Annotated in this window: 14 protein-coding genes; 7 read left to right on the top strand and 7 right to left on the bottom strand. The window is 65.4% G+C overall.

Translation table 11 applies throughout. From position 1 onward, the window contains the following. Positions 1–154 precede the first annotated feature (154 nt). Positions 155–313: a hypothetical protein gene (locus RIV12_RS04950; protein WP_178388837.1), complete on the bottom strand. Its 159-nt coding sequence runs from the start codon at positions 311–313 to the stop codon at positions 155–157. Then, the gene (locus RIV12_RS04945) at positions 313–1086 is read right to left on the bottom strand and encodes a class E sortase (protein ID WP_075417956.1); all 774 of its coding nucleotides are present in this window, start codon (positions 1084–1086) and stop codon (positions 313–315) included. The genes RIV12_RS04950 and RIV12_RS04945 overlap by 1 nt, the downstream gene beginning before the upstream one ends. Before the next feature lie 195 nt (positions 1087–1281). Between RIV12_RS04945 and RIV12_RS04940 the strand changes: the two genes are divergently transcribed. Further along, on the top strand, positions 1282–1743 hold the full coding sequence (locus RIV12_RS04940) for a cell division protein CrgA (protein WP_081380065.1): 462 nt from the start codon (positions 1282–1284) through the stop codon (positions 1741–1743). Positions 1744–2211: 468 nt separating this feature from the next. Here the strand turns inward: RIV12_RS04940 and RIV12_RS04935 are convergent, their stop codons facing one another. Together RIV12_RS04935 and RIV12_RS04930 are read right to left on the bottom strand one after the other, a co-directional pair. Beyond that, positions 2212–3066 carry a rhomboid family intramembrane serine protease gene (locus tag RIV12_RS04935; RefSeq protein WP_309322577.1) on the bottom strand — a complete coding sequence of 285 codons (855 nt, stop codon included), beginning with the start codon at positions 3064–3066 and terminating at the stop codon, positions 2212–2214. A gap of 186 nt (positions 3067–3252) precedes the next feature. Further along, the gene (locus tag RIV12_RS04930; protein ID WP_075417974.1) at positions 3253–3774 is read right to left on the bottom strand and encodes a peptidylprolyl isomerase; all 522 of its coding nucleotides are present in this window, start codon (positions 3772–3774) and stop codon (positions 3253–3255) included. A gap of 176 nt (positions 3775–3950) precedes the next feature. Between RIV12_RS04930 and RIV12_RS04925 the strand changes: the two genes are divergently transcribed. Beyond that, positions 3951–4496: a hypothetical protein gene (locus tag RIV12_RS04925; protein WP_075417954.1), complete on the top strand. Its 546-nt coding sequence runs from the start codon at positions 3951–3953 to the stop codon at positions 4494–4496. Positions 4497–4672: 176 nt separating this feature from the next. On the opposite strand, the gene RIV12_RS04920 is transcribed toward RIV12_RS04925, so the two are convergent. Beyond that, positions 4673–5434, bottom strand: a complete 762-nt coding sequence (locus RIV12_RS04920) for a Rossmann-like domain-containing protein (RefSeq protein WP_309322575.1) — start codon at positions 5432–5434, stop codon at positions 4673–4675. A 550-nt stretch (positions 5435–5984) separates the two neighbouring features. On the opposite strand from RIV12_RS04920, the gene RIV12_RS04915 reads away from it, so the two are divergent. From RIV12_RS04915 to RIV12_RS04895, 5 genes are all read left to right on the top strand, one after another. Then, on the top strand, positions 5985–8621 hold the full coding sequence (locus tag RIV12_RS04915) for a CshA/CshB family fibrillar adhesin-related protein (protein WP_309322573.1): 2637 nt from the start codon (positions 5985–5987) through the stop codon (positions 8619–8621). Between the two features lie 139 nt (positions 8622–8760). Then, a complete protein-coding gene (locus tag RIV12_RS04910; RefSeq protein WP_309322571.1) occupies positions 8761–9303 on the top strand; it encodes a helix-turn-helix domain-containing protein in 543 nt (180 codons plus the stop codon). 52 nt (positions 9304–9355) lie between these two features. Next, positions 9356–9577 (top strand): PLD nuclease N-terminal domain-containing protein, encoded by a 222-nt coding sequence (locus tag RIV12_RS04905; RefSeq protein WP_309322569.1) that lies wholly within the window; start codon positions 9356–9358, stop codon positions 9575–9577. Further along, entirely contained in the window at positions 9577–10491 is a 915-nt protein-coding gene (locus RIV12_RS04900) for an ABC transporter ATP-binding protein (RefSeq protein WP_309322567.1), read from the top strand. The genes RIV12_RS04905 and RIV12_RS04900 overlap by 1 nt, the downstream gene beginning before the upstream one ends. Next, positions 10491–11279 (top strand): ABC transporter, encoded by a 789-nt coding sequence (locus RIV12_RS04895; RefSeq protein ID WP_309322565.1) that lies wholly within the window; start codon positions 10491–10493, stop codon positions 11277–11279. Before RIV12_RS04900 ends, RIV12_RS04895 begins: the two co-directional genes overlap by 1 nt. A gap of 87 nt (positions 11280–11366) precedes the next feature. On the opposite strand, the gene RIV12_RS04890 is transcribed toward RIV12_RS04895, so the two are convergent. Both RIV12_RS04890 and RIV12_RS04885 read right to left on the bottom strand, forming a co-directional pair. After that, positions 11367–12215 carry an AraC family transcriptional regulator gene (locus tag RIV12_RS04890; RefSeq protein ID WP_309322563.1) on the bottom strand — a complete coding sequence of 283 codons (849 nt, stop codon included), beginning with the start codon at positions 12213–12215 and terminating at the stop codon, positions 11367–11369. After that, on the bottom strand, positions 12212–12661 hold the full coding sequence (locus RIV12_RS04885) for a GyrI-like domain-containing protein (RefSeq protein ID WP_309322561.1): 450 nt from the start codon (positions 12659–12661) through the stop codon (positions 12212–12214). The genes RIV12_RS04890 and RIV12_RS04885 overlap by 4 nt, the downstream gene beginning before the upstream one ends. Positions 12662–12720 lie beyond the last annotated feature (59 nt).

The following is a 12720-nucleotide window of genomic DNA, read 5'->3' as shown; positions in this document are numbered from 1 at the left end:
GCGCGTGTGGGGAACAGGATTCCTGTTCCCCACACGCGCTCCGTCTCGATGAGAGCAGTACGAGCCTTTGTCACGGATCTGGACGCCCCGGCCTCCTACCCGCCGGCTCCCATTCCGGTGCCTGCGGGGGCTTCCGTGAGGTCTGAGGCGGGCGTCAGCCGACGTCGGCGTTGCCGGACAGGTGCCAGGTGGCGTTGGCCCAGGGGAAGACGTACTGCATGAGCACGTAGACGATCCCGGCGATGAGGATGAGCGACTCGATGGCCTTGAGCCACGCAGGCCCCGGCAGGTGCCGCCAGATGAAGCCGTACATCAGTTGACCCCCGGATCGTTGAGCACGGAGTCCGGACGGCCCTCGGAGCGGTCCATCCAGTACGCGAACTTCGCGTGGACGATCCAGCGCTGGTCATTGCCGAACTCACCGGCGGTCGACCCGTGGCAGGTGGTCAGCGTGATGTATCGGTCGGTGGGCTGGGCGTCCGGCTGGTTGGGCACCGGGGCGATGACCTCGACCTGCTCGGGCTGGACGAGCTCGTGACCGGTCACCTTGAACACGTACCAGGTCTTGGCGGTGGAGACGATGATCTCGTCACCCTCCTGGAGCAGGTCGATGCGGCGGAAGGAGTTGCCATAGGTGCGGCGGTGCCCGGCGATCGCGAAGTTGCCGAGCTCTCCGAGCTGCTGGGTGTTGGTGTAGTGGCCCGCCGCGGCCTGGTCCAGGACGTCGGATCCGGTGCCCTCCATGATGGGCATGTTGTTGTTGGTGACGCCGTACCACTTGGGGACGACGAGCATCCCGATGGTCTCGCCGTAGCCGACCTGCTCCATGACGGGCGGGGCGTCGGTGTGCTTCTCGCCCGCCTTCTGAGGTGACTCGACCTGCTTCTCATGGAACTGGGTGGCCACCGCCTGCGCACTCGCGTTGGCGTCAATGCCGGTCCACCACAGCTGCCAGCACAGAAAAAGGGCGACGACGAGGCCAGCGGTGATGAGCAGCTCGCCGATTCCGGTCAAGGCGCCGTTGAAGATTCGGACAGCACGACTCTGGCCGGGCGCTCGGTGTCGCACAAGACCTCCTCCAGTCATCGCCCCTCCTCAGAACTAGGGCATCATCAGGCTAGCGGCCAGTCTAAGGGGGCACACCCCCCACATGACCAGCCAGGAGTGGTGGACTCATCACAGGGTGCACCGTGAGGAAGCTTCACAGCATGTCCTAGGCTAGGGCCGGATGTATTGCGGTGGTCTCATGCCACCATCCCCCAACCAGTGAGGAGACCCAGGGTGGCCTCGGAGAAGAAGTCCACAACGGACGACGCCGACAAGAGCTCGGAGAAGGTCTCGAAGAAGAGCTCCGGCAAGAACAGCGTGAAGGGCACTGAGAAGGACAAGGGCTCGAAGAAGAGCTCGTCGTCGAAATCGAAGAAGAAGCACCCTGAGCGCTCCGGCAACCCGGCCAAGGCGGCCAAGGCTCTCGAGGAGGAGTCGCGCGCTGCGGCGAACCGGGTATCGCGCACACCCAAGAAGATCAAGGACACCGCCTCGCCGCGCTGGTACGCCCCCACCATGGTGTCGCTCCTGGTCATCGGCCTGCTGTGGGTTGTCACCACCTACCTCTTCGACGGCAAGTACCCGCTGCCCTACTTCACCGAGCATCACATGTATGACTGGTTGTACAACGGCAACCTCTACATCGGCTTCCTCATCATGATGTCTGGCTTCCTCGGTCTGTTGCGCTGGAAGTGACAGTTCAGATACTCATGTGAACAGACATCCGCGAAGGCCCCCGAGCACCGGCTCGGGGGCCTTGTCGTTGTCGTGTCTCCTCACTTCTGAGACGCTCGCTCGGGCAGGAGCCCAGGGCGGGCTGGTTGTCCTGGAGTCGACGGCGGGCCCCTGGCGGCGAAGCCGAGCGCCCTCACTCCGGGCCGGCCCCACCTTCCCCTGCCTGGCCACTTCCAGCTCCCGCCCAGGGGCCAGGAGGTCATGGTTCAACGCCGGCTCCGGCCCACTCCTCCCCCGTCTTCCACAGATCTCCTGTGGATCCGTGGACAACCAACTCCCCACAACCCACGTCGACTTTCCCCATGTGTGGACACACCTGTGGATAACTACATGCTTGTGTTTCCACACCTGTGTCCACAGATGTGGATGAACCACAGCGGTGTTCTTCCACCTGTGTCATTCACGACCGTGCGGACCGCGGACGGCGTCTCAGGCGAGGAAGGCCCGAAGAATGTTGAGCGCCACAAGAGCCACCACGACCGCGCTGGTTCCGGCAATCCCCACGGCCTTTCGCCTCCCCCGAGGAGCCCAGGCGTAGATCGCCGAGACGATCCCTCCGACGAGGAGTCCGCCGAGGTGCCCCTGCCAGGAGATGTTGGCGCCCAGGAAGGAGACGACGGCATTGATCGCCACCAGCGCCACGATCCCCGAGGTGTCTCGTCCAAAGCGCCGCTGCACGATGAACATGGCGGAGAACAGGCCGAAGACCGCTCCCGAGGCCCCCACCGTCAGCGTGATCCAGGACTCGGTGCCCGGCCAGGAGAGCCAGTAGATCGCCGTCGAGCCGCCCAGGGCACTGAGCAGGTAGACGCTGGCGAAGCGCCACCGCCCGAGCACCGGCTCAAGGGTGCCGCCCAGCACCCACAGAGCCCACATGTTGAAGCCGAGGTGCATGTAGTTCGCGTGGAGGAAGGCGGTGGTCAGGAACCGCCAGGGCTCGTGGGCTGCCAGTACCGGCAGGAAGCCCAGCCGGAAATCCAGCGACTGCGTCGCCAGGCCGGGGGCGAGGACCTGAAGCGCGTAGACGACGACGCACAGACCGAGGAGGATCTTGGTGACGAGGGCGCCGGAGACCATGTTCCCACCCAGCAGCGTGCGCGCCTGGCGTCGACCGGCCTGAGACCGACGAGCGCAGTCCACGCAGTGCACCCCCACGGAGCTGGGCACCTGGCAGGTGGGACAGGTGGGTCGGTCGCAGCGCTGGCAGCGCACGTAGGCCACCGTGTCCGGGTGCCGCGGGCACACCGGCGGTGCCTGCTGTGCGAACGAGTTCGTCGAGGTCATCGGATACTCCTGTGCGGATGATCGGGGCTGAGTGTGTTGTGACAGGTGGACCGGGTACGACGACGCCGCCGGGACGCGGGTCCCGGCGGCGTCACAGGGGCGAATCACACCCGATTCCGGTGGTTCGGTAGCGGCGCGGTGGCAGGTCGGCCGAGGCTGAGCGGCCGTCCATCCCCTCCTGGGGGACTACTCGGTGATGTCCACCGAGGTGATGATGACCTCCTGCACCGGGCGGTCACGTGGGTCGGTCTCCACGCCGGAGATCGCGTCGACGACGGCACGGGAGGCCTCGTCGGTGACGGCGCCGAAGATCGTGTGCTTGCCCTGGAGCCACTCGGTGGGGGCAGTGGTGATGAAGAACTGCGAGCCGTTGGTGCCCTTACCCAGGCGGCGGCCGGCGTTGGCCATGGCCAGGACGTAGGGGGCGGCGAAGGTCAGGGAGGCGTCGATCTCGTCGTCGAAGACGTAGCCGGGGCCCCCGGTGCCGTCACCCAGCGGGTCACCGCCCTGGATCATGAAGCCGGGGATGACACGGTGGAAGATGACGTTGTCGTACAGCGGGGCGTGAGACTCCTCGCCGGTGCGAGGATCCGTCCAAGCCTTCTGGCCAGTGGCCAGCCCCACGAAGTTGGAGACGGTCTCGGGAGCCTGTTCGGGGTAGAGCTCCAGGCGGATATCACCGAGGTTGGTGTGAAGAGTCGCTTCCATGGGTGCCATGGTGACACGGTCCTGAGCACATCGGTATGAACCCTGGGCGGCGTGCGGCGCTGTTCACCCCAGGCAAAACGTCTGGACATCGTGTGGGCCAGGCCGCTCGAGGGTGCGACCATTGGTGCACGTTGCACAACAACCGCCTGTATCCGTTTCCAACCTGGGAGGCAACCATGTCCTGCCTGACGAAGACATGCTGCGACAAGAAACTCGACACCACTCATCTGCGCAAGGAGGCAGCATCCTTCGCCGGGTCCGTCGCCGGCCAGGCTGAGAAGGCAGCCCAGTGGGCGGCTCCCCACGTCAGCAAGGCCGCCGGGAGTGTGGCCCGCGCCGCCAAGGACGCACAGGAGCGTCTGGAGCCGGTGGTCCACGATGCCCGCCACCGGGTTGTCGAGGACTACATCCCGCGTGCGCAGCGCGCCGCCGTGGCTGCCCAGGCTGCCGCAGGTACGGACGGTACCCTGACAGAGCGCGCCCAGCGCGTGGCTGTTGCCGCAAAGTCCGCCGCATTGGAGGTTCCCGTGAAGAAGCAGAAGAAGCACCGCGTGCTCAAGACCCTGGGTTGGCTCGCCGTCGCCGGCGCGGCCGCTGCCGGCGCCTACGTCGTGTGGCGTCGTAGCCAGCCGGTTGAGGACCCGTGGGCCGAGGAGTACTGGGCCGACTCCACCGAGGATGAGGCCGGCTACGGCATCAGCCCCGAGGACGCTCAGGCCTGACGGCCCCAGTTCCGTCGACGACGGCGCCGCGCGGGTTTCCACCCGCGCGGCGCCGTCGTCGTTTCTGTGATGGGACTTGGAGTGCGGTCGATGTCCTGCCGGCAGGCCCCGGTGTCAGCGGCGGACGGGGATCACCAGCCCCGTCGCGCCGGTGGCCGGAGCCGGCAGGGGCCGACTCAGACCCGATGACGGTGAACCCGGAAGCCGGGACCGATGTCGCCGGCCGGAACCATCTCAGCCAGGGAGGCGGGGTCGCCGAGGGACCTCGCCGCGACGAAACCGGTGATGGTGTCCACGCCGTAGTCGAGGAGAACCGGGTTGAGCGGCGTCGACGGACCGACCAGGACGGTGTGCGCGTCACGGGAGAGCTCAATGAGGCGCGGCGCGGTCTTGTTGACGAAGCTCGATGACGAGATGAAGACGAGGTCGCACTCGGGCAGGACGTACTCGCAGGCGCTGTCCGGCCAGTCGCCGGGCTGAAGGTTGCGCTCAAGACAGATGTACTCACCGGCACCGGCCAGGGCGGCCTCGGCGAAGGGGAAGTGCCCGATGACCGCCACCCTCTTGCCGACGATCATCTCCTGGTAGGGGTCGAAGACCTGGCGCCAGGTCAGTCCCTCCCCGGTTGGCTCGAAACCGTTGGCTGCGGCCGTCTCCTCCCGCGAGTACCAGGAGTTGATGGCGGCCTGGCCGATACTGGCCTCAGCCAGGTTCCAGGACTTCACCAGGGCGCCGACGTCGCGCAGCGGCCGCCCGTCGAGCGGTCCGTCGTCGCTGAGGGCCGGGCGGCTGCGCACGTCCATGGTCCAGGCCGTGCCGACACCGCCGGCGGAGTTGAGGACGCGGCTCCAGCGGGGCCCCTGGCCCGACGTCCGCACGACGACGTCCTCAGGCAGTCCGTCAAGAAGCGCGTCGTAGATCTCCCATGGCTGTGACATGACCTCATCCTTCTGCAACCGGGTGGTAACTGAGCCTGGCCTATCCTAAGCAGTCCCGTCCGACGGCGCAGCCCTTCGCCCCAGCGCCTCAACGGTTCTTCACGGCATCGCCTCAGTGGAGACAGATCTGAGCGGAAGTCTTCACACCACGGCCGTGCGCGCATTGCTGATGCGAAAGAACACCGATGCATTACTTTCCGACCGACGACGTAATTCATTGTCGACACTCGACCGTAATATTGATTGCTGTTGAGTTGCAGGGATCTTGGGTGGGCTCTCCATAGAATTTCTTGATGCTACCGTGTCAAGGCCCATACCCCTGAGACTGAGGTAGCGCTTCATGCTTCGCCGATTTTTCGTCCGCTCACACCGGCGGGAACTGACGTCGTCGCGTCAGTCATCACGCCAGTCTCGTCAGAGACTGAAGAGTGGTGCCGCCGTATCGGCAGTGGCTCTGATCGCTGCCGCACTCGGCACGGCAACACTTCCGGCACCTCCGGCCGAAGCCATTCACGGCAATCCTGCCGGGGGGTCAGGAAAATTCAGTCAGGTGATCGACTGGATCGACTGGACCGAGATGACCAACACCGTGGCGGGCAGAGGCGCGGCGATTCTCCCTGACGGAAGCACCGGCGTGGTCTGGTCGACTCCGACACAGATCTCCGGCAATATGTGGCGCTCCAGCCGTTGCACCGTATCCAATGTGCGAACCACTGCCGTAGGGAGAAAAGAGTCGGGTCTACCCACGGACCGGGGTCTGAGTATCGGATACAAACCGGGTAGCTGGAGAGGAGATGGCCTGTCTCATCTTTATAACGACGGTACGAACTACACGGCCGGGGCTGTCAAAAAGCCCTACGTGACCTCATCCAACCTGCCCCTGGGTATTGCCAATCTGCAGGACTCCTCAACCCACCAGTTCCAGGTCGAATGCAGTTCCTACCTCGTCACCTCCACCTCCCGACCCGCGAAGAGCCAGCTGGAACGTCTCCCCGATAAGGTGGAGATTCCCATGGAGGGCATGGTTTTCGCCGATGCGGAGTCCTCGAGCTGGCACAACCCGCACGGCCAGAAGGAATACATCTCCGTTTCCCCGATTCCCTACAGCCGCGCCCAAGACGTCTCCTACCGCCTGCTGGAGACCACCCGGACAGAAGGGTGCACGACGAGTTCCTGGGCGGGCAAGGTCTCTGTCTCCACGCCTGTTGGCAACAGACCCGGCGTCAAGCTCCGCCCGGACAACGCCGAGTGCAGCTCGTTCTTCAACGCGGGTTATGGCCCCTCCTCGGTCATGCTTCTGAGCAACACCCGCAGTGGCTATGTTGAGATCCATGGAGGCGGTAAGGGCGCCGTCGCCCTCGGCATCGTCTCCTACATGGACTACGGCGACGCACCTGAGAGCTATGGCATCGCCGGCAGCGTGTTCCAGCCCGCATGGAACGGCGGGGAGCTGTCTGACAGCGGACAGCTCAACATCGCCCGCGGCACGACACCGTACGAGGGCGACCCCGGCGATTGGTACAACCTGAGTCAGGCCGCGGATCAAGAGCACGTGGCCACCACCAATTCCGCCGTCGTGCGCCTGGGGGCCCTGACGGACCACAACAGCAGCATCCTCCACACCGCTGACGCCTCAGGCGACGACAGTGATGACATTGATGACGAGGACGCCCTCCCTGCTGATTGGGACCGCGTCATCTGGACCGACATCGGCAAAAAGTGGAGCCAGGAGATCACCTGCTCGGGCAACCAGACCAAGGTTGCCGGCTGGGTGGACTGGAACCGGGACGGCACCTTCTCCGCCGGCGAGCGCTCCGAGGTGACCTCCTGCTCCAGCACCGGCACGGCCACCCTGACCTGGACCGTCCCCCAGGACGCCAAGCGGAGCACCATCAACGGGAACGGCGCCGCCACCTTCATGCGTCTGCGCATCACCGGCAACCTGGCCAACGGTCAGGCAGCTGAGGACCCTCAGCCCACCGGTATCGCACTCAACGGCGAAGTCGAGGACCACCAGGTGCAGGTCCAGCTGCCCAGCCTGAGCATGGTCAAGCAGGTGGATAACACCGCGGCCGGGCCCCTGGGCCTGTCCGCCAACGACTGGACGCTCACCGCCTCTCCCAAGAGTGGTAAAACGGCCTCCGGAGCCGGCGGCTTCGACGCCGCTTACCTGCCCCAGGGCAAGACGGTTCTCTCCGAGTCCTCGTCGTCGCCCAAGGCCGCCGGGTACAAGGCCACCGTCACCTGCGTACCGCACCCGAAATCGGATATCAGGATTCCGACGTCGACCGTCGACGCCGCCTCGAAGACCCTGGACCTGGCCACCGGCGAGTGGATGCAGTGCACGATGGTCAACACGGCGCTGCCCGGACAGGTCATCTGGAGCAAGGTCGACGAGGCCGGTAAGCCTCTGGCAGGGACCGTGTTCACACTGGCCTCGACATCACTGAACGGCGGCCAGAAGGAGGTGGCCGACTGCGTCGTCACCGGCGGCCAGGCCACCTGCCCCAACGGCTCGGCGGACCAAGACCCTCGTGCCGGGTTCTTCAGGGTCTCCGGGCTGACCTGGGGCGAGTACTCCCTCACCGAGACCCAGGCGCCGACCGGCTATCACCTCTCTGAGACCACCCTGACCAAGACCCTGGACGGATCAGCGCCCGCTGCCGGTAAGGACGACAACACCCCCACCCTCGACCTGGGGCAGGTCGTCAACACCCGGATCAAGGGGTCGGCCACCTGGACCAAGACCGATGAGCGCGGCAACGCCATCAAGGGCGCCCAGTGGTCGCTGATTCCCCTTGACTCCGACGGAAGGCCCCAGCCGGACCGGGCCCGCACTATCACCGACTGCGTGGGCACCTGCGCCCAGGGCGGCCTGGACACCGATGCGAACCCCGGGGTCTTCAAACTGGTGGACCTGGAATACGGCTCCTACCAGCTCATTGAGACCAAGGCGCCGACCGGCTACGTCCTGGACGCCACCCCCCGCACCATCACCATCTCCACTCAGGGCCAGGTCGCAGCGCTGGGCAATATTTCCAACCGCAAGTCGGCGGTTCCCGCCATCCCCTTCACCGGAGGAAGCGCAGCTGACACCTTCCTCATCGGTGGAGGGGCGGTGCTGGGGATCACCGCACTGGTCGTGACGATCCAGGCATACCGACGCCGTCGAGGCGGTATGGACTGACAAGGGGCCCACGAGGGAGTGATCCTCCCAGCGGATGAGCGCGGCTGACGGGCTGCTGGTGCTTCGGCATCGGCAGCCCGTCAGTCGTTCCCGCACCCGCCAACTTTGTTTTCAATATCGATACTGATACTGTTCGGGCATGGCCTCCTCCGCACTGCTGCACCCGGTTCGTCTGCGCATCGTCCAGACACTGCTCGCCGACGGCGACCTCACACCTCATCAGCTTCATGCACGTCTTGCCGACGTCCCCATCGCGACGCTCTATCGGCACATCAACCACCTCGCCTCGCACGGACTCATCGAGGTGGCCCAGGAGCGTCAGATCCGGGGGACCAGTGAGAAGACCTATCGAGTCGCCCCTGGAATGGCCAACCCGACCCCACAGGACCTCGACTCCTTGAGTCGCGAGGAGCTCATGACGGTGTTCACCGTCTTCACCACCGGACTCATCGGCGACTTCGCCGCATACATCCGCGATGGCGATCACCCTGATCTCGCCGAGGACCGGGTGAACTTCACCCAGGCGAGCTTCTGGGCGACTCAGGCGGAGGTCGATGCGTTTCTCAACACCGTCTCCCGAGCTCTGCGAGACCTGATGGGGAATCAGCCCGGAGACGACCGGCGGCGTCGAACGCTGACCACGGTCCTGATCCCACGGCCTGACGGCGAGCAGAGCGACTGACCACCACCAGGACCCTCCCCACTCACCCCTCATCGAGAAAGCGAGCTTCACCGTGAACGCTCCTGGCCATCCGTCCATCTGGATCCCCGTCATCGTCCTGATCACCATCGTGATCGTGGCATGCCTGATCGATATCGCCAGACGCTCCCACGTCAAGCACCTGCCCAAGGCGGCCTGGGCTCTCATCGTGGTGCTCGTCGTCCCCCTCGGAGCGGTCGCCTACCTGACCTTGGGACGGGGCACGGGAACAACGCTGAGCGACGGAGACCTGTGATGCCTCGCGGCACCGCTCTTCATGTCAGCCACCTGAGCAGGGTCTTCGCCAATGGAGCCGGCATCCATGACATCTGTCTGGAGGCCCAGGACCAGTCGGTCACGGCGGTCATCGGACCCAACGGGGCCGGCAAGACGGTCCTGTTCAGCGTGATCGCCGGCCTGTGCCCTGCCGATGAGGGCGACATCGAGGTCGCCCCTGGCCGGACGGTGGCTTACTGCCCGGATGTTCCTCAGTTCGAGTCATGGTTGACGGCAACCGAGATCGTGGAGACCTCGTTGGCACTATCAGGCACCTCCGGCGACATCGGTGTCCTCGAGGCGCTGGATCAGTGCGGGCTGGCCCGTGTGGCCAAGCGGCGGGTCGCCGACTTCTCGAGAGGGATGCTGCAGCGCCTGGGGGTCGCGGCGGCACTCGTTCTGGACCCGGGTCTGCTGATCCTGGACGAACCCAACAGCGCCCTGGATCCCGTCGGCCGCGCCGACGTGCGCAGCCTCATCCAGGAGCAGAAGCAGCATCGGTGCATTCTCCTGTCCAGCCATCTGCTCAGTGAGGTCGAGCAGCTGGCCGACCATGTCATCGTCATCAGTGAGGGGCGCGTCATCTCCCGGGGCACGACGGCGGATCTCCTCACCTCGGGTCGCGATCCCTCCTGGACCCTCAGGTTCCTTCACCCCTGCGAGCCCGGCGAGCAGGAACGTCTGACCACGAGGCTGAGTCAGGCGTTCCCCAGTGGCTCCTTCACCACACCGACCACAACCACCTGCACAGTCCGCTTCCCGAGCCTCGACATGGGGACGGCCCTGCTTCCCCGGGTCATGGAGCAGGTGGACGTCCCCACGCTCGAGGTGACGCTGACGGGCCGTGACCTCGACGCATCCTTCGCCAACCTTGTCACCAGACAGGAGTTCTGATGCCCACTCCGCCTCGGTTGGCCTCGGCCCACCCCACCAGAGCCTCCATCACAAGTTCTCTCGTCGTCGAGCTGCGCCGGCTCGCGCGCTCCGGCCTCGGTCTCGGGGTACTCGTGGCCTTCGCCTTCTTCGGCCTGTCCAGTCCGGCACTCGCGATCTACATGCCTGAGATTCTCGGCGCCGCAGCGAGCAGCGACCAGCTCACGATCTCGGCCTCGCAGGCCACACCGGCCGATGCCGTCTCCCTGTTCAACCAGTCCGCCATGCAGCTGGGTCTCATTGTGACGGTCGCGGTGGCGATCACCTCAGTCGGTTGGGACACGCGCCCGGGCTCCTCGATCTTCTACCGGACCCGGGTGCGCCGGTTGAGCGCCGTGCTGCTTCCGCGTCTGGCCGTCGACTGGCTCATCGCATGGGCAACGTACTCGTGCGGCCTGCTCCTCACCGTCGTCGTGACTGCCGGTGCGATCGGACGTCCCCCCTTTGCCATGGTGGTCAGGACGTGGGCGGCCTGTGGACTCTACATCGTCATGGCGATGAGTATCGGCCACCTGCTTGCGGCAGGTCTGCGTCGAACGACGACGGCCATTGCCCTGACCACCCTCCTGGTCCTCGTCCTACCGGTGATGAACCAGGTACCGGGAATATCCCGTCGGCTTCCCACCGCGCTGCTCCTGCCGACGGGGCCGCATGCGATGCCTGTGATCGCGGCCCTGGTCGTCATCGCACTGTGCTGCGCCGGAAGCGTCCTCATCGCCGGACGACAGACGCTCAGGCGCGATGCCTGACGGGACTCGTGGGTCAGGACGATCTTGATGGGCGGCAGACACCTCGGTGTCTGCCGCCCATCTGCGTGAACCATCAGTTCGGATACCTCACAGGAGCGGCAGGAGGATTTCGGTGACAGCGTCGACAGGTGGAGTGGTCGCCGGGTCAGTGAGGTACTCCTCGATGATCGGATGGTCTCGCGGTTCCTCGCCCGAGCTCAGCAGCCACTGACCGTAGAGCCACCGGTAGGCGGCATGCATCGACGAGTACGGGCCGATGTAACGCATAATCGCGTGCCGGCCGGCCGGCACCATCCTCTCAGCAAGGTCGTGGGGAATCTCCGTACCGGGGTCAACGACGGTTCCAGCCGCCGAGCGCAGATCCGCCGGGGGAACGGCGCCGGGATCGTCCTCATAGATGGCAACCATCAGACTCCCAGAGCCCACACGGTCTCTGACTCGGCTGAACGCCCGGCCGATATCCATATAGGAACCACGGTGCTCGGATACGGCAAGTCGATAGCCGCAGCGAGTCTCCACGCGCACCGCCCACCCCGGGTCCTCTCTCACCGACGACGTCGATCCCGAACCACAACTCGTCACTGGCGAGTCGATCGATGCCGGGCGTCCACCGATGCGGAATCGGCTGGGAGTCGTCCTATAAGCGCGGAGAAAGGCTCGGCTGAACACTTCGGTGCCGGTGAACCCGGCTTTCCAGGCGATCCGTTCCACCGGCCATGAGGTCTCTGTGAGCATGGCGGCAGCCCGCTCCAGACGGAGACGGCGTACGGTCTGAGCGGCCGTCTCCCCACGCACCGCCCGGTATATGCGGTGCCAGTGATAGCGGGAGAACCCGGAGACGTGAGCGAGAGTCTCCAGACTGAGGTCCTCGTCAAGATGCGCATAGATGTAGTCGGTGACAACGTCGAGCTGGCGTTGGTACTGCTCAGCCCTCATGTGTCCGAAAGGACCCCGATGGACAGGTGAATCGAGCCATCCGGAGCGTAGTACTCGTAGTCGGCACGATAGTCACGGGTCAGGTCCTTGCGGGCCCAGACATCCACCCACGCTTCATAGACACTCTCCGGCCGAGCATCAGCCAGCGTGACGATGTCGTAAGTGGAGTTCGGGATCGTGACAGTCACCTGGCCAGGGGGAACCGGACCTCCGGCCTCGATGCGTCTGCCGATGACGAGGGTGTAGACGCCGTCGACATCGTCGCCGGGAGTCTCGTAGTCGGTATAGACCGCATAGATGCCGGGGCCGACGCCGGGCTTCTCGGGTGCGAGGAGCCCGGCGTCGGCAGCGGCCCGCCAGTGAGGAGGAATGGTGCGGGCCGCCTCTCGGTTCGATGTCCGAAGAGGCAGGCCAACGACGTCGAAGGAGCCAATCGTTTCTCTCATGCGCACCATGATGCTCATATGGCGCCCGGAGCTCACCGACGATTCTTGCGGACCTAAAC

Source organism: Actinomyces stomatis (genome assembly GCF_031292835.1).
In the GTDB taxonomy this organism is placed as follows: domain Bacteria; phylum Actinomycetota; class Actinomycetes; order Actinomycetales; family Actinomycetaceae; genus Actinomyces; species Actinomyces stomatis.
The sequence above is the reverse complement of the archived record's forward strand: the minus strand, read 5'-3'. Positions and strand labels throughout refer to the sequence as shown.